General features: G+C 71.5%; 24 protein-coding genes. 14 read left to right on the top strand and 10 right to left on the bottom strand.

Features of this window, described 5'->3' with window-relative positions; all coding sequences use genetic code 11:
• From AB0C87_RS05955 to AB0C87_RS05935, 5 genes are all read right to left on the bottom strand, one after another.
• The coding region (locus AB0C87_RS05955) for a DNA translocase FtsK (protein WP_360576672.1) at nt 1–1355 on the bottom strand (1355 nt) is incomplete at its 3' end.
• A gap of 155 nt (nt 1356–1510) precedes the next feature.
• A complete protein-coding gene (locus tag AB0C87_RS05950; protein WP_360576671.1) occupies nt 1511–2089 on the bottom strand; it encodes a dienelactone hydrolase family protein in 579 nt (192 codons plus the stop codon).
• Between the two features lie 178 nt (nt 2090–2267).
• Nucleotides 2268–2621 carry a hypothetical protein gene (locus tag AB0C87_RS05945; RefSeq protein WP_360576670.1) on the bottom strand — a complete coding sequence of 118 codons (354 nt, stop codon included), beginning with the start codon at nt 2619–2621 and terminating at the stop codon, nt 2268–2270.
• A gap of 11 nt (nt 2622–2632) precedes the next feature.
• The gene (locus AB0C87_RS05940) at nt 2633–4852 is read right to left on the bottom strand and encodes a hypothetical protein (protein WP_360576669.1); all 2220 of its coding nucleotides are present in this window, start codon (nt 4850–4852) and stop codon (nt 2633–2635) included.
• Between the two features lie 66 nt (nt 4853–4918).
• A complete protein-coding gene (locus AB0C87_RS05935; protein WP_345178911.1) occupies nt 4919–5824 on the bottom strand; it encodes a LysR family transcriptional regulator in 906 nt (301 codons plus the stop codon).
• Nucleotides 5825–5995: 171 nt separating this feature from the next.
• Here AB0C87_RS05935 and AB0C87_RS05930 point away from each other — a divergent pair, with 171 nt between their 5' ends.
• The 4 genes from AB0C87_RS05930 to AB0C87_RS05915 all read left to right on the top strand — a co-directional run bounded on the left by AB0C87_RS05930 (nt 5996) and on the right by AB0C87_RS05915 (nt 9131).
• Nucleotides 5996–6877: a phosphorothioated DNA-binding restriction endonuclease gene (locus AB0C87_RS05930; protein WP_360576668.1), complete on the top strand. Its 882-nt coding sequence runs from the start codon at nt 5996–5998 to the stop codon at nt 6875–6877.
• Between the two features lie 151 nt (nt 6878–7028).
• Complete coding sequence (locus AB0C87_RS05925; protein ID WP_353831900.1) at nt 7029–7271, top strand: DUF6411 family protein; 243 nt, start codon at nt 7029–7031, stop codon at nt 7269–7271.
• 294 nt (nt 7272–7565) lie between these two features.
• Nucleotides 7566–8237, top strand: a complete 672-nt coding sequence (locus AB0C87_RS05920) for an alpha/beta fold hydrolase (RefSeq protein ID WP_360576667.1) — start codon at nt 7566–7568, stop codon at nt 8235–8237.
• A gap of 108 nt (nt 8238–8345) precedes the next feature.
• The gene (locus AB0C87_RS05915) at nt 8346–9131 is read left to right on the top strand and encodes an N-acetylmuramoyl-L-alanine amidase (RefSeq protein ID WP_360576666.1); all 786 of its coding nucleotides are present in this window, start codon (nt 8346–8348) and stop codon (nt 9129–9131) included.
• Between the two features lie 258 nt (nt 9132–9389).
• On the opposite strand, the gene AB0C87_RS05910 is transcribed toward AB0C87_RS05915, so the two are convergent.
• Nucleotides 9390–10253 carry an alpha/beta hydrolase gene (locus AB0C87_RS05910; protein WP_360576665.1) on the bottom strand — a complete coding sequence of 288 codons (864 nt, stop codon included), beginning with the start codon at nt 10251–10253 and terminating at the stop codon, nt 9390–9392.
• 34 nt (nt 10254–10287) lie between these two features.
• On the opposite strand from AB0C87_RS05910, the gene AB0C87_RS05905 reads away from it, so the two are divergent.
• Nucleotides 10288–12264, top strand: coding sequence for a BTAD domain-containing putative transcriptional regulator (locus AB0C87_RS05905; RefSeq protein WP_360576664.1), 1977 nt, complete (start codon nt 10288–10290; stop codon nt 12262–12264).
• A gap of 138 nt (nt 12265–12402) precedes the next feature.
• Nucleotides 12403–14061 carry a catalase gene (locus AB0C87_RS05900; RefSeq protein WP_360576663.1) on the top strand — a complete coding sequence of 553 codons (1659 nt, stop codon included), beginning with the start codon at nt 12403–12405 and terminating at the stop codon, nt 14059–14061.
• Here AB0C87_RS05900 and AB0C87_RS05895 read toward each other — a convergent pair.
• Both AB0C87_RS05895 and AB0C87_RS05890 read right to left on the bottom strand, forming a co-directional pair.
• The gene (locus tag AB0C87_RS05895) at nt 14058–14510 is read right to left on the bottom strand and encodes a hypothetical protein (RefSeq protein ID WP_345178896.1); all 453 of its coding nucleotides are present in this window, start codon (nt 14508–14510) and stop codon (nt 14058–14060) included. The two genes, AB0C87_RS05900 and AB0C87_RS05895, sit on opposite strands and share 4 nt — an antisense overlap.
• A 136-nt stretch (nt 14511–14646) precedes the next feature.
• Complete coding sequence (locus AB0C87_RS05890; protein ID WP_360576662.1) at nt 14647–15765, bottom strand: pyridoxal-phosphate dependent enzyme; 1119 nt, start codon at nt 15763–15765, stop codon at nt 14647–14649.
• 88 nt (nt 15766–15853) lie between these two features.
• On the opposite strand from AB0C87_RS05890, the gene AB0C87_RS05885 reads away from it, so the two are divergent.
• The 4 genes from AB0C87_RS05885 (at nt 15854) to AB0C87_RS05870 (ending at nt 18031) form a co-directional block, all read left to right on the top strand.
• Nucleotides 15854–16744 carry a LysR family transcriptional regulator gene (locus AB0C87_RS05885; RefSeq protein ID WP_360576661.1) on the top strand — a complete coding sequence of 297 codons (891 nt, stop codon included), beginning with the start codon at nt 15854–15856 and terminating at the stop codon, nt 16742–16744.
• A gap of 139 nt (nt 16745–16883) precedes the next feature.
• Complete coding sequence (locus tag AB0C87_RS05880; protein ID WP_345178889.1) at nt 16884–17156, top strand: hypothetical protein; 273 nt, start codon at nt 16884–16886, stop codon at nt 17154–17156.
• 13 nt (nt 17157–17169) lie between these two features.
• A complete protein-coding gene (locus AB0C87_RS05875; RefSeq protein WP_345178886.1) occupies nt 17170–17313 on the top strand; it encodes a hypothetical protein in 144 nt (47 codons plus the stop codon).
• Between the two features lie 238 nt (nt 17314–17551).
• Nucleotides 17552–18031, top strand: a complete 480-nt coding sequence (locus tag AB0C87_RS05870; protein ID WP_360576660.1) for a hypothetical protein — start codon at nt 17552–17554, stop codon at nt 18029–18031.
• A gap of 70 nt (nt 18032–18101) precedes the next feature.
• Here the strand turns inward: AB0C87_RS05870 and AB0C87_RS05865 are convergent, their stop codons facing one another.
• Nucleotides 18102–18332 carry a hypothetical protein gene (locus AB0C87_RS05865; RefSeq protein ID WP_089310719.1) on the bottom strand — a complete coding sequence of 77 codons (231 nt, stop codon included), beginning with the start codon at nt 18330–18332 and terminating at the stop codon, nt 18102–18104.
• A gap of 128 nt (nt 18333–18460) precedes the next feature.
• Between AB0C87_RS05865 and AB0C87_RS05860 the strand changes: the two genes are divergently transcribed.
• Nucleotides 18461–19234, top strand: a complete 774-nt coding sequence (locus AB0C87_RS05860) for a MerR family transcriptional regulator (RefSeq protein ID WP_345178878.1) — start codon at nt 18461–18463, stop codon at nt 19232–19234.
• A gap of 68 nt (nt 19235–19302) precedes the next feature.
• Nucleotides 19303–20166 (top strand): serine hydrolase, encoded by an 864-nt coding sequence (locus AB0C87_RS05855; protein WP_360576659.1) that lies wholly within the window; start codon nt 19303–19305, stop codon nt 20164–20166.
• A gap of 28 nt (nt 20167–20194) precedes the next feature.
• Here the strand turns inward: AB0C87_RS05855 and AB0C87_RS05850 are convergent, their stop codons facing one another.
• Complete coding sequence (locus AB0C87_RS05850; RefSeq protein ID WP_345178873.1) at nt 20195–20683, bottom strand: helix-turn-helix domain-containing protein; 489 nt, start codon at nt 20681–20683, stop codon at nt 20195–20197.
• A gap of 63 nt (nt 20684–20746) precedes the next feature.
• On the opposite strand from AB0C87_RS05850, the gene AB0C87_RS05845 reads away from it, so the two are divergent.
• Both AB0C87_RS05845 and AB0C87_RS05840 read left to right on the top strand, forming a co-directional pair.
• Nucleotides 20747–21121, top strand: coding sequence for a hypothetical protein (locus tag AB0C87_RS05845; protein ID WP_360576658.1), 375 nt, complete (start codon nt 20747–20749; stop codon nt 21119–21121).
• A 44-nt stretch (nt 21122–21165) separates the two neighbouring features.
• Entirely contained in the window at nt 21166–22929 is a 1764-nt protein-coding gene (locus AB0C87_RS05840) for a prolyl oligopeptidase family serine peptidase (RefSeq protein WP_360576657.1), read from the top strand.
• Nucleotides 22930–23069 lie beyond the last annotated feature (140 nt).

Raw genomic sequence — 23069 nt, 5'->3', positions numbered from 1 at the left:
GTGATCAACCCGTTGATGCACGTCGACTTGCCGGCCCCGGTCGCGCCCGCGATCAGGATGTGCGGCATCTTCGCCAGGTTCGCCACCACCGTGCGGCCCTCGACGTCCTTGCCCAGCCCCACGATCATCGGATGATGCTCGTTCGTCGCGGCCGGCGAGCGCAGCACGTCACCCAGACTGACGATGTCCTTGTCGGTGTTGGGGATCTCCACCCCGATCGCCGACTTACCGGGAATCGGCGAGATGATCCGCACATCAGCGCTCTTCACCGCGTAGGCGATGTTCTTGGTCAGCGCGGTGACCTTCTCCACCTTCACCGCCGGACCCAGCTCGATCTCATACCGCGTGATCGTCGGCCCCCGCGTGAACCCCGTCACCTGCGCATCGATATCGAACTGCTCCAACACCCCCGTCAGCGCGTTCACCACCGTGTCATTGGCCTTCGTCCGCGGCTTGGACACACTCCCGGGCCGCAACGCCGCCGGATCGGGCAGCACGTACCGGGCTTTCACCGGTGAGGTCGGTCGCCCGATACGCCTTAGTTCGCGTGCTACGGCGGCGGCATCCGCGGGGCGGTCATCGGGAGTTTTGGCGAGCAGGGCCAGGATGAGCGCGTCCAGAGCAGCGGGGGTGTCGGGCCGCAGCGCGCGGGGAGAAGGGGCAGGACGGGCCAAGTGCTGGGCGACGATGGCTTGCAGATCGTCGCCAGGGAAGACGTACCGGCCGGTGAGCATGTGGAAGAGAGTGCAGCCGAGGGCGTACAGGTCGGCCCGTCCGTCCAGGGGCTTGCCGGCGGCCTGTTCGGGAGGCATGTAAGCGAAAGTTCCCATTCGGACGCCTGTCGCTGACAGTCCCGCAGTGGCGCCCTGCAGTCTGGCGATGCCGAAGTCGCAGATTTTCACCTGCCCGCTTGGCAGCAGCATCAGATTGGCTGGCTTGATATCGCGATGCACTACCCCGGCCGCGTGCGCGGCTGCCAGCCCTTCGGCCACCTGGGCCCCGTAGTCCAGTACCAGCTCAATGGGCAGGCCGCCGGGTTGCCGTTCCAGAATCTTGCGCAGGTCCTGCCCAGTCAGCAGCTCAAGGACAAGGAACGGGTGCCCGCGTTCCTCACCGACGTCGAAGACCGCAGCGATGGCCGGGTGGGACAGGCGGGCGGCGGCCCGGCCCTCGCGGCGGAACCTGCCCATCGCCTGGGCCATTTCGCTCTCATCGCGCCAGTTGGGCAGCAGAACCTTCAACGCGACAGGACGCTCCAACGACAGGTCGAGCCCGCGCCACACCTCGCCCATGCCGCCGCGACCCAGCAACGTCTCCAGGCGGTACCGGCCCGCCAATTCCAGTCCCGGCTGCACAATCCCGCCCTCACACCGTTCGTCGCCGTAGCCGTGAGGCTCCCACCCAGCCTAGATCTCACCCGTCTCCCTGGGCAGCGGCTACGGGAGCTGAGCAACGACCGAGTCTTGGCCATAGGCATTCACGGCGACTGATCCACGTCGGCAGAGCCGGGTCATTTGATGCGGTCGAGGAACTTCAGGACTCGATCGGTGGCCTGGGTTGCGGCGTGTTCGTCGTGCGATGGCAGGCTGCTGTCGGTGAACAGGTGCCTGTCGCCGGGGTAGAGGAACAGTTCGGCATCTGCCGCCGTTTCGACGAGCGCCCGGGCTGCGTCGATGTCGCCCTCCCCTGCGAAGAACGGATCCGCGTCCATGCCGTGGATCTGGACCGGGACGTCGTCGGGCCAGGCACCGCCGAACTCCGTGACCGGGAGGCACGCCTCCAGCAGCAGCGCACCCTTTGCGCCGGGGCGGGTCTGGGCCAGCTTCTGCGCCGGCAGGACTCCGAGCGAGAACCCGAGATAGACGAGTTCAGCAGGCAGTCGCTCGGTGGCTGCGGTTCCGCGCGCGATGATCGTGCCGAATCCGACGTCCTCGGTGTAGCTCATGCCGTTCTCGAGGCTGTCGAATGTCTGCCCCTCGAACAGGTCTGGGACGTGAACGGTGTGTCCGGCCCGTCGCAGCTGCTCGGCGAACTCACGGACGCCGGCGGTCAGCCCGTGCCCGTGGTGGAAGACCAGCACCTCAGCCATCTCGCTCCCCTCGTGCTGTGGTGCCCGGGCGGCACCGCAGTACGAGTATGGCCCGCGCCGACGGAGGGTCCGGACGGGCATCGCGGGCGCAGCTCCCCTCGGTGGGTGGAGCCCGCGTCAAGGCTCCTTTTACCGGCTGGACGAAGAGCCGGTCTGCCACCATTTCTTTACCAGTGGACTATTGGATGACCGTGGCCAGCAGGACCGTGGCTAGGGCACCGCCTGCTGCGTTTTCCAGGATTGATTGAAGGGAGGAGCAGAGGCGTGTCAGGCGGTCGCGTTCGGGGTGAGGGGCTTGTATCTCGTTCAGGATTTCGGTGGCGTGGACCTGGAGGTTCTGCTGCTGATCGGCGGCCAAGGCCAGCACCGGGAGCGCCTGGATTATTGCTTGGGCGTAGGTGGCCAAGGCGGCCAGGTCCTCTGGGAGGGGGCGCGGTGTCTCCTGGTGCAGTTCGATGTTCCGACCGTTCAGGACGTTGCCGCTGAGGTCGCCGCCGATGCTGCCGATGTGCAGGTTGTTGCCTTCCCCCATGGTGTCTCCCCTCATGTCGTGGACGGGTCTGGGCTCGGCTGGACGGTGGGGCTCTCTGGCGGCAGCGCTTCCGCATCAAGATCCCATTGAATGCCCCACGGCCGACCGGGGACGGGTACGCGGATATAGGCGGAGCGCGACATGTAGTCGGGCAACCGGATGTCGATGGAGAAGTGGCAGCTCTGGTCTGGACGGAGCTGCCGCGGGCAATCTATCGGCTTGACGATGAAGTACTGCCGGTCTGGTCCGTCCACCTTGTAATTTGCTATATCGCCGTTGCCCCAGCACCTTTCCCATCCTGGGTACGACTTCCAGGTGATGCTGCGTTTGAAGGGCTTCCATTCGGATGATTCCGGCACCTGGAAGGTGAGAATGCCACCGAGCTCGAACGTGTGCGACTTCGTGTCGCACGACGGGGTGGGAGGGGGTTTCGGGTCGGGCCCCGGGTCGGGTCCGGCGGGTGGGGGGTCGCCTCTCCTGGTCGGATCGTCGCCATTGCGGGGCGGGGTCTTTCCTTCGTCCTGTCCTGGAGGTCGGAACCTCGTGTGACGGCCTTGTGGTGAGGAAGGCGAGGACTCGACGATCTGGGGCTGTGCCGCTTTCTCTCCGGAGAGGGGGGCCGGGGACCGCAGGCCCATGTAGCCGATTCCGCCGACCACTGCGGCGACGCCCGTGGCGGCGGCGATGCCGCTGACCGCGGGTTTGGCCAGCAGGCGCTGCGTCGTGCCCTTCGGTTTCGTGACGGTTTGGGCCGCGTGCCCTGCCAGGGCTTTGTGCGCCACGACCGCTGTCGCCGCTGCCCCACCGATCGCCGCCCCTTTGCCCGCCGCCTTCAACCGCGCTGCCTGCTCGTTCTTGAAGTACGACTCGTCTTCGGTCGAGCCGAGGGCCCGTGCGGCGCGCAGGCCCAGGGAGAGCACTTCGGTCCAGGACCCCCAGTGGAGGGAGAGTGCCAGCCTCGGTGCGGCGGCTCGGGCGAGGTCGCGGGCTGGTGCGTGTGCCTCGGCTTCCAGGGCGGCCCGCAGAACCCGGACGATCAGGGGGGCTACGTCGCTGGTCTCTGCGATCGACGCTCGCTTGGCCCAGTCGGCCAGCCGCGCCGCACACCCGGCGGCGTCGAATTCGCTACCTGCCAGCGCGGCCACCTCGGTCGCCGCTTTGTCGGTCGTCGTGTAGCCGAGTGGTCCTTCGCTTACCAGCCGGGCATGTTCCAGCATTGACAACGCTTCGGCTACGTCGCCAGACCCCCCGGCCTTTGCAGTGGGGTTTTCCGAGGTCGCGGCGCTACCGGCTGAGGACGAGATCTCACCGTGGTCCTGGTGGGCGTCCAGTACAAGGGCGGTGAGCAGGGGGAGCGGGACCGGGACGCCGTCGACCGCGCACAGTAGGCCCAGGACGGCGCGGGCGGGTGCGTTGAGTGCGGCGGCGAGTGCTTCGGTGAGGGCGCCCGGGTCGAGGGAGGAGTGGAGGCCGTCCGCCCGCATGGTCGCGGCCGCGCGTACCAGGGCGAGTGGACGGCCCCCGGTGGCGCGCCGCAGTTCGTCCGCGGCGGCGAGCTCGTCGTCTCGGAGGTCACGGCCGAGTTTCCGGACGAGAAGGTCTCGTGCGGCGTCTGCGTCCAGGCCGCGCAGTTCGAGTGCGGTTCCCTCGCCGAACAGCATGCGCGTCGGGCCGGCTACTGCGATGTCACAGGACGGGACGGCGGCCAGAAGTTCGGCCAGGTCGGTGCTCGTTCCCGCATAGTCGTCCAGGACGAGCAGGGCTTCGATCGACGACATCAGCCGCGCCATGACGTCCTGGGCGGGCCGGTATCCGGAGATGGCGTAGCACGCCTTGAAGACTTCCTGGATGACGTCTTCCGCCGGCACGTCGGCGACCGGCAGGTAGACGACGGAGCGGCCCGCCTTGGCCTGCCTGGCGGCGAGTTCGCACAGCAGCGTCGTTTTCCCGGAACCGCGCTCACCGTAGACCTGGACGCGGCCGCGGGCGGCGAGCCCTTCTTCCAGTGCATGCAGTTCTCGGTCACGCCCCAGGGGTTTCTCAGCACGAGGCAGAGGGCGACCGTGAGGCTGTTTGCGCGGGGCGGGGTCGGGTGGTGTGCCGACGTAGTTGACCGTGGAGCCGGGGCCGCTGACGACGAGGGCGTGGTCGCCGTTCACCACCGTCCCGCTGAGGTCCCCGCCTATCTCTGAAATTCTTATTTCTCCCATGATTCCCCCGTCCGTGCTCACGCGAAATGTACTGAGCAGCGGCTTCCGAGGGCCAAGACTTGTTGTCTATGCGGCTATAGAGCGTGTCTATATGGCGCCCGCGGCACGCAGTTCCCGGACGGTTCGTGCGGCGAGTTCGCAGAAGACCTCCGGAAGGCCCTCGTCGGAGCGCCGTCGGGCTGCGACCGTGACCGTCGGGGAGAGTCCGGTCATCGGCAGGGTCTCGATCCCTGAGGGCGCCAGGGTGTCGCGCAGCGCGAACGGCCCGGGGCAGGGGACGCCGTTCAGCCGGATGGAGAGCGCGGCGGCGGCGACGGTGTCCACCGGCTCGCCGAGGAACCGCGCGTCCTCGTGGTTCCGCTCCTCGTAGAAGGTCCACCAGCGCTGCGCGGTCAGGGGGACGCTGTCGGCGATCGCGACGAAGGCGGCGTCGATGACGTCTTCGAGCGTGAGCGTGCCGGCTTCTGCCAGCGGGTGTCCGGTCGGCACCAGGACGGCACGGGGTTCGTCGTCGACGAGGACTTCCCAGTCGAGCCGCTCAGGGTCGACGGGGAGGCGGATCAAGGCGACGTCCACGTCTCCGTCGAGGAGCGGCCGGTCCAGTTCGTTGAGTTCCAGGGCCCGCCAGGCCGTCCGCACTTCCGGAAACGCCGCTTTGAACGCGCTGATCACAGGCACCTGGACGTCTCCCGGCAGGGGACCGGCGATTCCGATGCGGAGAGTGCGCGGGCCGGCGGCCCGGTGGCGGGCCGCCGAGACGGCGTCCGCGGTGGCGGCGAGGATGGCGACGACGTGTTCGTAGAAGACCGCTCCGGACGCTGTGGGTGCGATCCCGCCCGGCTCCCGGACGAGCAGCGTCGCGCCCACCTCGCGTTCGAGGACGCGGATCTGCTGGCTGAGGGTCGGTTGGGATATGTGGAGTGCCTGGGCCGCCCGGGTGAACGAGCCTTGCTCGACAACCGCTAAAAAGTACCGGAAATGCCGGAGTTCCATCTCGTCTCCAGAAGGCGCCGCCCGATGCCGGCAGAGTGATTCTACGATTCGGCTCCTCCGGCTCCGGAGAGCAATGGAGGTTTGTCCGGCAGTGGCCGTCTCCGTCCGCGGGAGACCTTTGATCATCAACGGGCGTGATCTCGCCATTGCGGTTCCCGTAGGGTGCCGGGTGTGGACTGGGTTGAGCGGGTTACGGGGGTCCGCAGGTGGTCGCGGGGTGGGGAGCGGGCGCCGCATAAGCCTTTGCTGTTGTTGTACGCGCTCGGGCACTTTCAGCGGTGCGGTGATGCGCCGATCTTCTACAGCGAGGTCGAGGAGCACCTCGCCGGGCTGTTGCGGGAGTTCGGGCCGCCCCGGAAGACCAGTCCCGCATATCCCTTCCACTATCTGACCAGCGACGGTTTGTGGGAGGTGCGGACCGCCGACGGGGGCGGCAGTCCGGGACCCGGTGTCGGCGGCCTGCGGGCTCAGGCCGCGCGGGGGCGGCTGACCGGGGAACTGGCGGCCGCGCTGCGGGATGATCCGCGGTTGTTGCCCCAGCTTTGCCGCGCCATTCTGGACGTCAACTTCGAACCCTCGCTGCATGACGACATCTGCGCGGCCGCCGGGATCGACCTGGAGTCGATCGAGGCCGCGGGCGCGGTGATCCCGCGGCGGCGCGACCGGGCCTTCCGCGAGCAGATCATGGTCGCCTACGAGTACCAGTGCGCGTTCTGCGGCTATGACGGCTGGCTGAACGGGACCGCGGTCGGGCTGGACGCCGCGCACGTCCGATGGTGGGCCTTTGACGGGCCCGACGACATCACCAACGGCATCTGCCTGTGCGCGCTGCACCACAAGCTCTTCGACAAGGGCGCGCTCGGCATAGCCGAGGATCGGCGGGTCACCGTGTCGGTGCACTACGTCGGGCGCGGTCCGGCCGCCCGCCATCAGGTTCACGCTCTGGCCGGACGCCCGATCAGCACGCCGCAGAAGGCCTTTCCGGACGTGGAGGACCAGCACATCGCCTGGCACGCCCGCGAGGTCTTCCGCTCCCCTGCCCGGGCGGCGTGACGCAACTCGGGGCCCGCGCACACCGTCTGCCGCCCGGTTCGTCGAAGCGTCAGCCAGGTCGTGCCCTCGCGGTCCTGAGGGACGGGCTGCATGGCTCGGTCAAGTGAGGGTAGAGCGGCTTTGACCGTAAACGGCTGAAAGGGCGGGTTTCATGGTTATTGTCGCCATCGTGGGTGTCTGTGCTGTTCTGCTGGTTCTGGCGTTCCTGCTGCCGAGGTTGTCGCGGCATCCGCAGCGAGGGACCCAGCGCGCGCTGGGGGTGGGGTCACGTGCGGGTTCTTCCGCTCCGGGCGGGCTCGGGCGGCTGCTGAGCAAGCCGTTCCGCAGCTCCTCGCGTGCCGTCGGCCGCAGCGGGGACGCCGGGCGGCGCGCTCGCGCCCGCTCCCCGTTCTGATTCCCAGCCCGTAGCCGTGGCATCCTTCGCCGCCCGTCTCCCAGCTGAGGCGGGCGGCAGCCCTTTTTGAGGTGCGGTAGCGGTCGGGGCCGGCTCGGCGGTTCAGCGGGGCCGGCTTCGTGGACTTGCGCGGTGAGGTTCAGCGCAGCGGGGGCTGACGGCGGGGGCTGACGGCCGTCAGCCGCCCGATCCTTTTGCGCGCTTCCGTCCAGGAGGCCGGTGATTTCGCCGATGCTCTCCGGGAGGGCGGGGTTCAGACTCCGGGGCGTTGGCTGTCCCACCCCTGGAGGTTCCATGAGAAAGGTCCTCGGTTCCGTCATCGCTTTGCTCGCGGCGCTGGCGGCGTTCGGATTCGGCCTCGCGCCGGCGCAGGCGGCCGGGCCGCGGCCCGTGGTGTTCGTGCACGGGTACACCGGCAACGCGTCCAACTGGGTCACCGCCATGTCGGTGTTCCGCGCAGCGGGCTACAGCAGCGACCAGCTGTTCGCCTACGAGTACAACTCCTACGGCGACAACAAGCAGAACGCGGCGGGGCTCGCCTCCTACGTGAACCAGGTGAAGTCGCGGACCGGCGCCTCCCAGGTCGACATCGTCAACCACTCCATGGGCGGTCTGGTCAGCCAGTACTACCTGAAGGTGCTGAACGGGAACCCGAACGTCGCGCACCTGGCGTCGATCGCGGGCGCCAACCACGGGACGACGTACGCCACCGCCTGCACGGCCTTCGAGACGTGCCGGCAGATGCTCCCCGGGTCGACGTTCATCCAGCAGATCAGCGCGGGGGACGAGACGCCCGGCAGCACGCAGTACGCCACCTGGTACTCGCCGTGCGACGGCATCATCATCCCCTACACCAGCACCCGCCTGGACGGCGCGAACAACCACTACGTGGCCTGCCAGACCCACCTCGGCTACCTCGCCGACGCGGTGGTGCTCGGCGCCATCGCCCAGTTCACGAAGAGCTGACGCCGGCGGCGGACATAACGGGCGGGAGGGACGACCTCCCGCCCGTTCCGTTTGGCGCCGCGAGGCCCGGCGCAGAAATCCCGGTGAGGGCGAGGGGGGAGCCGGCTCATGGAGAAGCTCGTTGGGAAGCCCGTGGCGGCTTGCCTGGTCTGCCTGGGACTGCTCGCCTGCCATGCTCGGCCCGCCACGGGCAGCGGGCCGCCGCCGGCCTCGAAGGGCGGCGGATCCGCCGCGCCGGGACCCCTCAGCGGAAAGGTGATCGTGCTCGATCCCGGGCACAACGGCGGGAACGCGGCCCATCCGGAAGCGATCAGCCGGCCGGTGTGGGTCGGGAACGGCCGCAAGGCCTGCAACACGACCGGGACCGCCACCGCGGACGGTTACGCCGAGCACGCCTTCACCTGGGACGTCTCGAACCGGCTGGCGAAGGCGCTGCGGGCCAGGGGCGCCAGGGTGACGCTGACGCGCGGCAGCGACGCGGGGGTGGGGCCCTGCGTCACGGAGCGGGCGACGATCGGGAACCGGGCGCGCGCCGACGCGACGCTGTCGATTCATGGCGACGGTGCGGCGGCAGCCAGGCACGGCTTCCACGTCATCCTGCCGATGCCCGTGGGCGGGAACAGGGGGATCGTCGCCCCGTCCGCCCGCCTGGGGACAGCGATCCGCGACGCCTACCGGTCGGGGACGAGCATGCCCTACGCCGACTACCTCGGGAAGGACGGGCTCGACCGGCGGGACGATCTCGGCGGGCTGAACATGTCCACCGTGCCGGCCGTCTTCATCGAGTGCGGGAACATGAAGAACCCAGGGGACGCGGCCAGGATGTCGAGTGCCGCGTTCAGGCAGATCATGGCCGAGTCCCTGGCCGAGGGCTTCGAGGACTACCTCCGCTGAGTTTGCCCGTTGCTGGGATTGTTCGGGACGTCTCCGGCTAGGTCAGTCACGACGAGGCACACCGGACGAACGGACGATCGCCATGAACCGCAGGCGCGGACGGAGCGCGTCGCCGCCCAACTGGGAAATGCTGCTTGGGCTGGTCGCCACCGGCTTCATCATCTACGTGTGGGTGTGGGCGGCGACGCAGGGCGGCCCGCCCTTCTGGTAGCGGCGGCCCGCCCTTCTGCTGGCCGCGGGGCCGCCCCTGCGTCTCGCTCATCGCTCCAGGAGCGTCCTGAGGGACTTCGCCACCTCCGCGGGCGCCTCCTCTGCCATGAAGTGGCCGCACGTGACGGTCTCATGGCGGAGGTCGGCCGCCCATGCGCCCCACAGCGCGGCGGCGTCGTAGCCGAGGGCGGCGCCCCAGTCCTGCTGGAGGACGGTGACGGGCATCCGCAGGCGGTTGCCCGCTTCCCGGTCGGCCGTGTCGTGGTCGACGTCGATCCCGGCGGACGCGCGGTAGTCCGCGACGATCGAGGGGACGGCGGCGCGGCAGGCGTCCAGGTAGGCGGCGCGGACGTCGGGCGGGATCGCGGACGGGTCGTTCGTCCACGCGTCGAGGAAGTGGCCGAAGAAGGCGTCCGGGGCGCCGGAGATCATCTGCTCGGGGAGGCCGGGCGGCTGCGCCATCAGGTACAGGTGGAAGCCGACGGCGGCCGACGCGCCGCGCATGACGTCCCACATGTCCAGGGTCGGCAGAATGTCCAGGCAGGCGAGATGGGTGATCGTGCCGGGGTGGTCGAGGCCGGCGCGGAACGCGACGTGCGCGCCGCGGTCGTGGCCGGCGAGGGCGAAGCGGTCGTGGCCGAGGGCGCGGGCGAGCGCGACGGTGTCGGCGGCCATGGTCCGCTTGGAGTAGCCGTCGGACGGTTTGTCGCTCTCGCCGTACCCGCGCAGGTCGGGGACGATGACCGTGTGGTCGGCGGCGAGGTCGCGGGCGACGTGCCGCCACATCAGGTGGGTCTGCGGGAAGCCGTGCAGCAGGACGATCGGGGGGCCCGATCCGCCGACCGCCGCGTTGAGGGACACGCCCTCGGCGACGGGGACGCGCTGGTAGTCGAAATCGCTGATCGTTGGCATGCGTCCCAGGCTGCCGGGCGCGGATGAGCATCCGATGAGCGCGCTATACCGTGAGGGCGTGGAGGTCCTGTTCGGGGTGCTGGGGCCGGTGACGGCCTGGGACGGGCACGGGGACGCGATCGCCCTGAAGGGGCCTCGGCACCGCGCCGTCCTGGCCCGCCTGATCGTCGCGCGGGGGCGCGTGGTGCCGGTGTCCCGGATCGTGGACGATCTGTGGGTCGATCCGCCGGCGGACGCGGTCGGCGCCGTCCGCACCTTCGTGGCGGCGCTGCGGCGCGTCCTCGAACCGGATCGCCCGCCGAGGACGCCGCCCCGGCTGCTGGTCACCGAGGGTCCGGGCTACGCGCTGCGCGCCGGGCCCGAGGCCGTGGACGCCTGGCGTTTCGAGCGGGTCGTGGCCTCGGACCGTCCCCCCGCCGAACTGGCCGTCGCGCTGGACGAGGCGCTGGGCTGGTGGCGCGGCCCCGCCTACGCCGAGTTCGCCGAGGAGCCGTGGGCGCGGGCGGAGCACTCCCGGCTGGCCGAGCTGCGGCTGCGCGCCGTCGAGCGGAAGGCCGAGGCGCGGCTGGCGCAGGGCCTGGCCGCCGAGGCGATACCGGATCTGGACGCGCATGTCGCCGACCATCCCTGGCGCGAGGACGCCTGGCGTCTACTGGCGCTCGCCCTCTACCGGACCGGCCGTCAAGGCGACGCACTGGCCGTCCTGCACAGGGCCCGCGGCCTTCTGGTCGAGGAACTGGGGTTGGACCCCGGTCCGACCTTGCGCCGCCTGGAGGAGGACATCCTCCAGCAGGCCGACCACCTGGAACCCGCCCGGGACGCGGCGTCGCGCGTGTGGGCCCAGGCGGCCGAGGCATACGACCGGACGGTCGCGTCCGGTGCGCGTGCCCGGCTGGAGTCGACGGTCGGCCTGCTGCGGAGCCTCGCGGTGACCGGCGCCGGGGGCCTGGAGGCGGCCCGGGAGCAGCGCCTGGCGGTCGTCACGGCGGCCGAGGATCTGGGCGACGCGGAGCTGACCGCCCGGGTGATCGGCGCGTTCGACGTCCCGGCGATCTGGACCCGGTCGGATGATCCGCGCCAGGCGGCCGGAGTGGTGGCGGCGGCGGAGCGCGCCCTCGCCGGGCTGCCGGAGGACGGGCACGAGGCCGCGCGGGCCCGGCTGCTGGCCACGATCGCGCTGGAGTCGCGCGGTGCCCGCGACGACCGGGGGCGCGAGGCGGCGCGGGCGGCCGTGCGGGTTGCCCGCGAGTTGGACGATCCAGCGCTCCTCGCGTTCGCGCTGAACGGCGCGTTCATGCAGGCGTTCGACCGGGCGGGGCTGGCGCCGCGGCGGGACGAGATCGGCGCGGAGCTGGTGGACGTGTCGGCGCGCAACGACCTGTCGAGCTACGAGGTGCTCGGTCATCTCGTCCGGGTCCAGGCCCGCGCCGCGCTCGGCGACTTCGGCGGGGCCGACCGGCACGCGGACGCCGCCGACCGCCTCGCCGAGCGGCACGAGCGCCCGCTGGTCGGCGTGTTCACGACCTGGTACCGGGCTCTGCGGCTCGCCGCGTCCGGCGAGGCGTCGTTCGAGGCGGCCGAGAGCGCGTACCGGGCCGCGGCCGCGCACATGGAGGGCTGCGGAATGCCCGGTCTGGAGGAGGGGTTGCTGCCGCTCGCCCTCCTCTGCCTGCGCGTCCAGCACCGGCTGCCCGCCCAGACCGGGCCCGCCGACTGGGGGCCGTACCTGCCCTGGGCCCGGCCTCTGGTGCTGCTGGCGCGCGGACGTCCCGGCGAGGCCGCCGCGGCGCTGCGGGACGTCCCCGACCCGCCACGGGACCTGCTGTTCGAAGCCCTGTGGTGCCTCACCGGGCAGGCCGCCATCGCGGTGGGCGACCGGCCGGCGATGCGGCGCGCGCACGACGAACTCGTCCCGGCCGCGGGCGAACTGGCGGGCGCGCAGAGCGGGCTGCTCACCCTGGGCCCGGTCTCCAGGCACGTGGACGACCTCGCCGCCGCCCTCACCGAATGACCGGCCGCGCGGCGCCGGGCTTCCGGCGGTCCGCAGGCCGGCTGTGCGCGCGCCCGGGAGGGTTTACCTGGTGCAGACCTTCCTCTGTCCCGCGCCGGGTAGGGCGCCAGCGAGAGCGGGTGAGAGGAGACAGGCGTCGTGACGGACGTTGCGAGCATGGGGCCACAGCCGGGGGACGACCGTCCGGTGCTGACCAACCGGCAGGGCCACCCGGTGTACGACAACCAGAACCAGCGCACGGTGGGCTCTCGGGGCCCGGCCACCTTGGAGAACTACCAGTTTCTGGAGAAGATCAGCCATTTCGACCGGGAGCGCATCCCGGAGCGGGTCGTGCACGCGCGCGGCGTGACGGCGTACGGGTTCTTCGAGGCGTACGGGAAATGGGGCGACGAGCCGATCGCGAACTACACCCGCGCCAGGCTGTTCCACGGGGAGGGCAAGCGCACTCCCATCGCGCTGCGGTTCTCCACGGTCATCGGCGGGCGCGACTCGGCGGAGACGGCGCGGGACCCGCGCGGGTTCGCCATCAAGTTCTACACCGAGGACGGCAACTGGGACCTCGTCGGCAACAACCTGGCGGTCTTCTTCATCCGGGACGCCATCAAGTTCCCCGACGTCATCCACGCCCTCAAACCCGATCCGGTGACGTTCCGGCAGGAGCCGGCGCGCATCTTCGACTTCATGTCGCAGACGCCTGAGTCGATGCACATGCTCGTCAACCTGTTCAGCCCGCGCGGGATCCCGGCCGACTACCGGCACATGCAGGGATTCGGCGTGAACACCTACAAGTGGGTGAACCAGACGGGCGAGACCAAGCTCGTGAAGTACCACTGGATGCCGAAGCAGGGCGTGCGCAGCATGACGGCGGAGGACGCCGCCGCCGTGCAGGCCGACGACCTCGGGCACGCGACGAAGGACCTCCACGAGGCCATCGACCGCGGGGAGTTCCCGGAGTGGGAGCTGGTCGTCCAGATGATGGACGACCATGAGCACCCGGAGCTGGACTTCGATCCCCTCGACGACACGAAGGTGTGGCCGGAGAACGATTTCCCGCCGAAGCCGGTCGGGCGGATCGTCCTCGACCGGAACGTCGAGGACAACTTCGCCGAGAACGAGCAGATCTCGTTCGGCACCGGCGTCCTGGTCGACGGGCTCGACTTCTCCGACGACAAGATGCTCGTCGGGCGGACGTTCTCCTACAGCGACACGCAGCGCCACCGGGTCGGCCCGAACTACCTCCAACTGCCCGTCAACCGGGCCAAGGGCACCCATGTGCGGACGAACCAGCGCGATGGGCAGATGGCGTACCACGTGGACGCCGGAGGGGCGAACCCCCACGTGAACTACGAGCCGTCCATCACCGGGGGCCTGCGCGAGGGCGAGTACCCGACGCACGACGAGCAGGGCCCGGAGATCACGGGGCGCCTCACCCGCAAGCGCATCGCCCGGGCGAACGACTACAAGCAGGCGGGCCAGCGCTACCTGCTCATGGAGGAGTGGGAGCGCGACGACCTGGTGCGCAACTTCGCCGAGCTGATCTCGGAGTGCGCGCGTCCCGTCCAGGAGCGCATGGTGTGGCACTTCCTGCTCGCCGAGGACGATCTCGGGCTGCGCGTCGGCCAGGGGCTCGGCATCTCCGCCGACGACGTCAAGAACCTCGGCCCGCTGCCCGGGCAGGACCTCACCGAGGAGGACCAGCAGCGGCTGAAGAACCTCGGCCAGAACGGTCCGCGGGACGTCGACGGCCTGAGGATGACGCACTGCGTGCCGAACGAGAGGGCCGTCCGGCGGCGCTAGTTCTCGGAGACGAGGGTGCGGAGGCGGCGCGTCCCGGCGTGCCGCCCGGCCCTGCGGTGGCCCTCGACGGCGGCCTGGACGATGCGGCCCTCCGCGCTGAACGCCTGCTCCATGACCGTGACGTACTCGGCCGTGGGCGGGTAGAGGCCGGCGGCGGCGCCGGCCGTCCGGCGGATCAGGACGCGGGCGCCGGTGCGCAGCGCGGACTCGAAGTGCCGGACGTCGTGCCCCGCGCGGGCCTGGCTGGCGCCGAGGGCGCGGAACGCGTCGAGCACGGCGGCCGTCTCGCGGGCGCCGGTGTAGGCGGCGAGGGCGTCCCGGACGAGGGCGAGGATCTCGCGCGCCCGCAGGTGCGTGTAGGCGGGGACGCGCTCGGCGATCTCTCCGGCGACCTCGGCGGTGATCTCGTCGAGGCGGTCGGCGAGGAACTGGTCCAGAGTGGGCTGCATGGCGCGTCCCCTCTCGTTGCTCGTCCCCGGGGACGACCGGGAGCGTGGGCCGAGAGCACACCGATCCAGGCGGATGCGGTGAGATTATGTTACCGGCGCGTAGGTCAGATCCGCTGCCCCCTTTTCCGAAATGTCGTTAAGCGGGGTTGGCGGCCCGCCCCTCCGTGGCCAGGAGGACGGCCGTTTCCCCGTGCCCGGCCGCGAGGAGCGGGCGGCGGTCCGGCGCCAGCGCGGCACGGGCCCCCGCGAGGGAGGCGGCGCCGCACGGCCCGGCCGCGACCCCGAGGCGGGCCAGGTCATGCGCGGCGCGGGCCGCGGACGCGTCGGTGACCGCTACGGCGGCGTCCAGGCCGGCGCGTAGGACGGGCCAAGCGAGAGTCGACGGAGTTGCGCAGTTCAACCCCGCCATGGTGGTCGGCCGTGTCCTGACGGTCAGCGGCCTGTCCTGGTGGAGGCTCGCCAGGACGCAGGGCGCCGCATCGGGTTCGACGGAGAGCAACGTGGGAGCGGACTGTCCAGAGCGGTAGTGAGTCACAGCCGCCTGGGCCAGCGACCCCACCCCCACTGGAATGGCCACAAGGCCCGCTGGGGCGGCCCCCACCTCGGCGAGTTGTTCGTCTATCTCGCTGAAGAGGGTGGAGTAGCCCTCGACTATCCATTGCGGCACGCGTTCGTAGCCCGGCCATGCGGTGTCCTGGACGAGCAGCGCCGACGGGTCGACGGCCGCGGCGTCGGCGGCGGCCCGCACCGCCTCGTCGTAGGACGCCGGTATCTCGGTCACGGCCGCGCCCTCCGCCTTGATCGCCGCCACCGCCTCGGGGTGGACGCCGTGCGGGACGCAGACCTCCGCTGCCAGCCCCAGCAGCCGGGCCATCGCCGCGACCGCGCGGCCGTGGTTGCCGTCCGTCGCCGTCACGAGCCGGACGTCCGGCCGCGCCGACCGCAGATCGGCGAGGGACGTCCCGCCGGGCGCGAGGCCCAGCCGGTCGCAGAGCGCCCGGTGGACGCCCCACGAGGCGCCGAGGATCTTGAAGGCGGGCAGGCCGAGGCGCGCCGACTCGTCCTTGACGAACACCCGCCGGGCGCCGAGTTCGGCCGCCAGAGACGGCAGCTCGACGAGCGGCGTCGCGGCGTGGCCGGGGAGCGTCCGGTGGAAGGCGGCGACGTCGCGCGGCGCGGGCGGGCACGTCCAGTCGCGCGCGGCCGGACGGGCGAACCAGGACGAACGGGCTAGCGAGGCGGGGGCCGTGACCATGGCGAACACCGTCCCGCGCCGGACTCCGATCGGTCCAGCGAATGTTTCCGAGCGATAATCGTCATCCGAGCCGATGAATGGAGCGGCCATGCTGGACCTGCACCGGCTCCGGCTCCTGCGCGAGCTGAAGCACCGGGGGACGCTCGCCGCCGTCGCCGAGGCCCTCTCCTACAGCCCGTCCTCGATCTCGCAGCAGCTGTCCGTCCTGGAGAGGGAGGCCGGGGTGCCGCTGCTGGAGCCGGTGGGCCGCCGCGTCCGGCTGACCGCGCAGGCCGAGATCCTCGTCGCGCACACCGAGGCCGTGCTGGAGCGCCTCGAACGCGCGGAGGCCGACCTCGCCGCGTCCCTGCACGGGATCACGGGGGTGCTGCGGGTCGCCGCGTTCCAGACGGCCGCGCTCGCGCTCGTCCCCGACGCGCTCAGCGCGCTGCGCGACGCCCACCCGCGGCTCCGGATCGAGATCACGCAGCGGGAGCCGGAGAGCGCCCTGCCCGCCCTGCTCGCGCGCGACTTCGACCTGGTGATCACCGAGGAGTACCCGGGCGACCCGAGCCCCCGCCCGGCGGGCGTCGACCACGAGGAGCTCGGGACGGACGAGATCCGCCTCGCGCTCCCCTCGCCGTCGCCGGGCGCGGGCCTGCGCGACCTGGCGGAGAGTCCCTGGGCGATGGAGCCGGAGGGCACGGCGTCCCGGCGGTGGGCGACGCGGCTGTGCCGGGAGGCGGGCTTCGAGCCGGACGTGCGCTTCGAGTCGACCGACCTGCTGCTGCATCTGCGGCTGGTCGAGCGCGGCCACGCCGCCGCGCTGCTCCCGGGCCTGGTCTGGCAGGACGGCCCGCCCGCCGTGCCCGTCGTCGAGCTGCCGGAGGAGCACCGTACCCGCCGCCTGTTCACGGCGTCCCGCCGGGGAAGCGGCTCCCACCCGGCCGTACGCGCCTTCCGCAAGGCCCTCGCGGACGCCTTTTCGTCCCGTTCCTAGGCCTGCTCAGGGGTGACCCGGGGGGAGAACTCCACCCCGGATCGGGGTTTTCCCCTATGGCGATGAATCCGCGGGGAAGGCAGAGTCGTTATCAGCAGAAGGGTGACAAGGAAGTCTCCCGCAGGAAGAAGGCACTCCGATGTCGACCATGCCGAGCCTCACCTCGATGAACGCGTCCGACCTCGCCGAGATCCTGTTCACCTCCCCGCTGCAGGAGTCCGACCGCCCCTCCGCCGAGCAGGTCCGCACCACGATCAACGACCGCTTCGGGGCCTGCGGCGGGGACGTCTCCCGCTGGACCGCCGCCGTCGCCCAGGAGGCCGGCGACCATCCGGACGCCTTCCTGGCCCGGATGCGCTGGGCCCTCACCAGCGTGTACGCGGCCTACCCCGACCTGACCACCGCCGCCTGATCCGGGAGGGATCATGCGTTCACCGTTCGCCGACCGCCGCGAGGACATCCTCCCCCGCTCGCTCGCCGACCTGCTCGCCGCCGAGGCGTCCCGCGCCGAGGACGAGGCGCCCCGGCGCCGGCAGCGCCGCACGACGACGGCGCGGCGCGCCACGTAGCCGCCGCCGTCCGGCGCCTCCCGGATGATCGGCCCGGCCCGCCGCATGTTCCCGCGGGCACGGCGAGACCCTCTCCACGTATTGGGGCCCGGCCTGAGCCGGACGGGGCCCTAGGGCCCTGAAGTGCGGGACCCGATTCTTCCTAGCGTGTTCTCACCTGGAAGAACGTGCGGAGGGACGGGACTCGATGAGGCGCCGAATTGTCGACATCGCCGCAAGCGGTGCAGTGTGCAGCGTCATGACGGCTGCTCTGATGTTCTTCTCGGGTCTCCAGGGACACGGGGAAACGGCGAGCCGCGCCTCGGACACCGAGGCCAGGGCCGGTTCCAAGGTGCAGGTGAAGACCGCACCGTCCTCCCAGCTCCAAGAAGCGAAGAAGAATTGCGTTCTGCGTGCCTGGCGCCCGTCCATCAGGGGGAAGGGCACGTCCGCCCAGGTCGTCGGCTACGGCAGCATCATCTGCGACAAGCCCGGATACATCGCCTTCGAAGTGTCGCTCTGCCAGCGCATTCCAGGCGGCCGCTGGGCCTGCAACACGAGTCAGAACTCCCTCACCGTCAGGAAGTGGGGGTCGTATCTCCAGGCCAAGGCGACGATTCCGTGCGACCAGACCTCGGGCAGGGAGACCTACCGGACCGCGGTCGTCGGCGATGTCGTCGAGGGCTGGGACGAGCATCGAGAGAAGAGCGGGGAGGCACGGCTCCACTGCCCCGGCTGAGCAACGACCATGCGGCCCCGGCTCGGTTCGTCCGGCCAGGGCCGTCCCGGCTTCCGGGCCGCCCGGGAGGTCAGTGGCGCGACTTGGTCTTCTTGACCGTCTTGTGCTTGGACGACTTCTTCTTGTGGCCTCCGCCGTCCGACTCCCACTCGTACCCGGGAGTGTTGTTCTTGCAGAAGCGGTCGCTCACCTTCGTGTCGGTCGCATCGTGCTCGCACCACCGGTCCTGACCGCAGGCGGTCAGCCCGAACGCGGCGACCAGACCGACGAGCGCGAGGGCCGCGGAACGGGTCTTCAGCATCTTTCGCCTTTCTTTCCGGCAGGGGGCGTCGGCAACGACGGGGATCTGACGTGCGCGACCCCGCCGGCGTTCCGTCGCCGCGCGATGCGGGACGTGGCCGGGACCGGCCGCGAACTATGCTGGCCGCCGTGAGCGAAGAGCCGACGGAGGAACAGGGCGGCCGTCCCGGCGCCGGGGCCCGCGAGTACCGCATCGGCGAACTCGCCACGGCCGCCGGGGTCCCGGTGCGGACCCTGCGGTACTACCAGGAGCGCAAGCTTCTGCCGCCGCCCCGCCGCGAGGGGCGCATCGGCCTGTACTCCGAGGACCATCTGGCCCGCCTCCGCATGATCGGGAATCTGCTGGACCGCGGGCACACCCTGGAGGGCATCCGCGAGCTGCTGGCCGCCTGGGAGCAGGGCCGCGACATCGGCACCGTGCTCGGCGTCGAGAAGGCGGTCACGACCCCGTGGTCGAACGAGGTCCCGGTGACGATGACGCTGGACGAGCTGGCCGCGCTGTTCCCCGGCGAGGTCGGCCCGGAGGCCGTCGAGCGGGCCGTCGCGCTCGGGCACATCGAGGTGGACGGCGACCGCGTCACCCACTGGAGCCGCCGCCAGCTCGACGCCACGGTGACGCTGGTGCGGGCGGGGGTGCCGCTGGACGCCGTGCTCGCGACCGGGCAGGAGCTCCAGCGCAGCATGGACGACCTCGCCGCGATGTTCGTCCGGCTGATCACGACGCACGTCGTCGGGCGGCTGGACGAGGCCGTCGACGACCGGCACCTCGGGGCCCTCACCGAGACCATCGCCCGGCTGCGCCCCGGCGCCCAGGTCACGGTCGAGGCCGGCTTCGCCCGGGCCATGGACCGGCAGGTCCGCGCCGCGATCGACGAGCTGCTCGGCCGCCTGGCCAGTCCCTGAGCCGTCCTTTACCGAAGCACGGGCCCCGGACGCCCCGTCCCGGCTTTCATGATCAATAGCGTGGCCGGATGGCACGATCCATCGCCGCGCTCGCGCTCGCGGCCGCGCTGCTGCCGACCGCCGCGCCCGCCCGGGCCGCGGCCCCGGACGGCCCCTGCACGTCGCTCCGGCACCCGAAGGCCGCCGAGCGGCTCGGCGCGCGGATCGGGCAGGCGCTGCGCGGCCGCGCCGGGACCGAGTCCGTCGCCGTGTACGACCGCCGGCGCGGCATCCGCTGCGCGGTCGCGGCCGGGCGCCGCTACGACTCGGCGAGCGTCGTCAAGGTCACGGTCCTGGGCGCGCTGCTGCGCCGGGCCGTCGACGAGGAGCGCCCGCTGACGGCGGCCGAGAGGCTCCGCGCCCGCAGGATGATCACCCGCTCGGACAACCGCGCGACGTCCGAGCTGTGGCGCTCGCTGGGACGTGCCCGCATCGCGGACTTCATCGACCGGGCCGGGATGACGCGGACCGAACTGGAGCCGGACGGCCACTGGGGACTCACCCAGATCACCGCGCACGACGAGATCGAACTGCTGAGGCGCCTCACCGCGCCGAACGCGCTCCTGCCCGCCGGGGCCCGCGCCTACGCGCTGAGGCTGATGCACGAGGTCGTCCCGGCGCAGCGGTGGGGGACCCCCGCGGGGCGTCCTCCCGAGGTCGCCTGGCATGTGAAGAACGGCTGGCTGCCCCGCCCGGAGCGGCGCTGGCGCGTCCACAGCATCGGGAGTTTCGACGGGCACGGCGAGGACTACATGATCGTCGTCCTCACCCAGGACACCCCGTCCATGGCCTACGGGATCGCCACCATCGAACGGGTGGCCCGCACCGTCCACCGCACGCTGGCCGGCACGAAGCAGCTGACGCCACTCGGCCGTAAGCGGCAAACCCTCTGACCAGCGCCGGGCCAGGCGAAGACGACCGCTATCCCGGATCGGCGTCCTGACGTTCGGCGGGACCCTGTTCCAGGGCGGCCTCATAGGCGCGCAGAGCGCTGATGACCGTGGCGCGCTCGGTGGGGGCGAGGTCGCGCATGACGCGTTCCCAGGCGGAGGCGCTGCCGGAGAGCCATTCGCCGATCGGCGCGGCGAAGGCGGGGGCGATGGCGACGATGCGGCGGCGGCGGTCGGCGGGGTCGGCGGTGCGCTCCAGGACGCCCGGCCGCGACAGCTCGCTCACCATGAGGCTGACGGTCGTCGGGGCGACCTCCAGCCGGGCGGCCAGCTCGTTGACGCTGGCCGGGCCGTCGTACTCCAGGTGGGCCAGCAGCGCGAGATGGCGCGGCGCCAGGTCGAGGCCCTGGAGCGCCGGTGGAATGGGCAACCGCTTGGCGCGGCCGACGAGGCGCGGCATGAGCAGCAGCAGGGTGCGGACGGCCTCGTCGACGGCCGGACCGCCCGATCCGGTGGACATCGCCACCCTCCCCAGTTATCTTTGAGGTCAAAGCCTTTGAAGCCAAAGAGAACGGGGACCACTGTGCCGCACCTGACCGCCCACCTGCCAGAGGACAAGCTGGCGGGCCGCGAATCCGAACTCGTCACCGCGCTGACCGAGGCCATCGTCGGCGTCTACGGCGAATGGGCCCGCGGGCTGGTGGGCATCCGCCTGTCCGGCGTCCCCGCCGGCCGCTTCGCGCAGGGCGGGAAGGCCGTGGACACGAACGTCTCGCTGGTCATGGGCGTGCGCGCCGCCGCCTTCGACCGTCCCGACGCCGCCGAGATCAGCGCGAACCTGGCCGCCGCCCTCACCGACGCGATCACCGCCGTCCTCGGCGAGGAGCTCCGGCCCGGCACCACGGTGGAACTGGTGCCCTCCCCCCAGGAACTCACCTTCGTCGCCGGCGCCCCCTGACCCGGCACGAAGGACAGCGCGGAAGGGTCGGCGATACTGGGGGGATGGTCGACGACGAGCGCTGGAAGGCGCGTTTCCGGGCCGCGCGGATCAGCCTGCCCCGATGGGCGCGAGACGCCCCGAGCCGCAGCATCTTCCGCTCCAACGTGAGCGGGACTTGGGAGATCTACACCTGGGACCGCGAGACGGGCGAGCAGCGCCAGGTGACCGACCGCCCCAACGGGACCTGGGCCGGGACCGTCGACCCGTCCGGCGAGTGGGTGTGGTGGTTCGCCGACACGGACGGCGACGAGTTCGGCGTGTGGAAGCGCGTCCCGTTCGGGGAGACCGAGAGCGTTCCGGCCGTTCCCGAGCTGGAGCCGTCGTACCCGTCGGGGCTGGCGCTGGGCCGCAGCGGCCTCGCCGTGATCGGGCGGACGACGGGAGAGGGCAACAGCGTCCACCTGTGCCGGGCGGGCGCCGCGCCGGAGGTGATCTACCACCACGCGGAGGACGCCCACGTCGCCGACGTCTCGCGGGACGAGTCCCTGATCGCGATCGGGCACAGCGAGCACGGCGACAGCCGCCACATGGCGCTGCGGGTCGTGCGGCAGGACGGCTCCCCGGTCGCCGACCTGTGGGACGGGCCGGGCAAGGGGGTCTACGGCGCCGGGTTCGCCCCGGTCGACGGCGACCCGCGGCTCCTGGTCCACCACGAGCGGCGCGGGCGGGAGGAGATGCTCATCTGGGACCCGGTCGCGGGCACCGAGCAGGAGATCGTCCTCGACCTGCCCGGCGAGATCGGCGCGACCTGGTACCCCGACGGGGCCGCGCTGCTGGTCTCCCACTCGCACGAGGCGCGCGACGAGCTGTACCGCTACGACCTGACCGGCGGGGACCTGACCAGGATCGACACGCCGCGCGGGGTGCTCGGCGGGGCCGACGTCCGGCCGGACGGGACGGTCGAGTTCTTCTGGTCGTCGGCCGCCGAGCCGCCGGTGATCCGCTCGACGTCCGGCGCGGTCGTGCTCGCCCCGCCCGGGCCCGCGGCGCCGCCGTCCGTCCCGGTCGAGGACGTGTGGGTGGACGGCCCAGGCGGCCGCATCCACGCGCTGGTCAGCAAGCCGGAGGGCGACCGCCCCCACCCGACCGTCTTCGACGTCCACGGCGGGCCGACCGCGCAGGACGACGACTCCTTCGCCCCCGCCGTCGCCGCATGGGTCGACCACGGTTTCGCGGTCGTCCGCGTCAACTACCGGGGCTCGACCGGCTACGGCTCCGAATGGCGCGACGCCATCGAGGGGCGCGTCGGCATCACCGAGCTGGAGGACATCAAGGCCGTCCGCGACTGGGCGGTGGAGTCGGGCCTCGCCGACCCGGCGCGGCTGGTGCTGACCGGCGGGTCGTGGGGAGGGTTCCTCACCCTGCTCGGGATCGGCACGCAGCCGGACGACTGGAGCGTCGCGGTCGCGGCCGTTCCGGTGGCCGACTACGTCGCCGCGTACGAGGACGAGATGGAGGGCCTGCAGGCGTTCGACCGGTCCCTGTTCGGCGGTTCGCCGGAGGAGGTGCCGGAGCGGTACCGCGAGTCGTCCCCCATCACCTACGTCGAGCGGGTCAAGGCGCCGGTGCTGGTCCTGGCGGGGGAGAACGACCCGCGCTGCCCCATCCGGCAGATCGACAACTACCTGGCGCGGCTCACGGAGCTGGGGCGCCCGCACGAGGTGTACCGGTACGACGCGGGCCACGGCTCCCTCGTCGTCGAGGAGCGCATCACCCAGATGGCCGCCGAGATCGACTTCGCCCGGAAACATCTCGGCATGTCGTGATCTTTCCCCGGGCCGGGCGGGCCGCCCCGCCCGGCCCGGGTTTACAAGATCGACCCTTCGGGCATCCCTCCGATCGGCCGACCGCACCACCGGTCCAGCGAGGACCGGCTCTCGCCCCCCGGACGTCACCGATCGGGGGG

The sequence above is a fragment of the Actinomadura sp. NPDC048021 genome, assembly GCF_040653135.1.
In the GTDB taxonomy this organism is placed as follows: Bacteria; Actinomycetota; Actinomycetes; order Streptosporangiales; family Streptosporangiaceae; genus Spirillospora; species Spirillospora verrucosospora.
This window is presented reverse-complemented; position numbering and strand designations above follow the sequence as displayed.

Excerpts from the sequence above, each read along its gene's own strand:
- AB0C87_RS05950 (WP_360576671.1), bottom strand. The coding sequence starts at position 2,089 with ATGGCTGAGGTGCTGGTCTTCCACCACGGGCACGGGCTGACCGCCGGC.
- AB0C87_RS05945 (WP_360576670.1), bottom strand. The coding sequence starts at position 2,621 with ATGGGGGAAGGCAACAACCTGCACATCGGCAGCATCGGCGGCGACCTC.
- AB0C87_RS05935 (WP_345178911.1), bottom strand. The coding sequence starts at position 5,824 with ATGGAACTCCGGCATTTCCGGTACTTTTTAGCGGTTGTCGAGCAAGGC.
- AB0C87_RS05925 (WP_353831900.1), top strand. The coding sequence starts at position 7,029 with ATGGTTATTGTCGCCATCGTGGGTGTCTGTGCTGTTCTGCTGGTTCTG.
- AB0C87_RS05920 (WP_360576667.1), top strand. The coding sequence starts at position 7,566 with ATGAGAAAGGTCCTCGGTTCCGTCATCGCTTTGCTCGCGGCGCTGGCG.
- AB0C87_RS05915 (WP_360576666.1), top strand. The coding sequence starts at position 8,346 with ATGGAGAAGCTCGTTGGGAAGCCCGTGGCGGCTTGCCTGGTCTGCCTG.
- AB0C87_RS05910 (WP_360576665.1), bottom strand. The coding sequence starts at position 10,253 with ATGCCAACGATCAGCGATTTCGACTACCAGCGCGTCCCCGTCGCCGAG.
- AB0C87_RS05905 (WP_360576664.1), top strand. The coding sequence starts at position 10,288 with ATGAGCGCGCTATACCGTGAGGGCGTGGAGGTCCTGTTCGGGGTGCTG.
- AB0C87_RS05895 (WP_345178896.1), bottom strand. The coding sequence starts at position 14,510 with ATGCAGCCCACTCTGGACCAGTTCCTCGCCGACCGCCTCGACGAGATC.
- AB0C87_RS05890 (WP_360576662.1), bottom strand. The coding sequence starts at position 15,765 with ATGGTCACGGCCCCCGCCTCGCTAGCCCGTTCGTCCTGGTTCGCCCGT.
- AB0C87_RS05885 (WP_360576661.1), top strand. The coding sequence starts at position 15,854 with ATGCTGGACCTGCACCGGCTCCGGCTCCTGCGCGAGCTGAAGCACCGG.
- AB0C87_RS05880 (WP_345178889.1), top strand. The coding sequence starts at position 16,884 with ATGTCGACCATGCCGAGCCTCACCTCGATGAACGCGTCCGACCTCGCC.
- AB0C87_RS05875 (WP_345178886.1), top strand. The coding sequence starts at position 17,170 with ATGCGTTCACCGTTCGCCGACCGCCGCGAGGACATCCTCCCCCGCTCG.
- AB0C87_RS05870 (WP_360576660.1), top strand. The coding sequence starts at position 17,552 with ATGACGGCTGCTCTGATGTTCTTCTCGGGTCTCCAGGGACACGGGGAA.
- AB0C87_RS05865 (WP_089310719.1), bottom strand. The coding sequence starts at position 18,332 with ATGCTGAAGACCCGTTCCGCGGCCCTCGCGCTCGTCGGTCTGGTCGCC.
- AB0C87_RS05855 (WP_360576659.1), top strand. The coding sequence starts at position 19,303 with ATGGCACGATCCATCGCCGCGCTCGCGCTCGCGGCCGCGCTGCTGCCG.
- AB0C87_RS05850 (WP_345178873.1), bottom strand. The coding sequence starts at position 20,683 with ATGTCCACCGGATCGGGCGGTCCGGCCGTCGACGAGGCCGTCCGCACC.
- AB0C87_RS05840 (WP_360576657.1), top strand. The coding sequence starts at position 21,166 with ATGGTCGACGACGAGCGCTGGAAGGCGCGTTTCCGGGCCGCGCGGATC.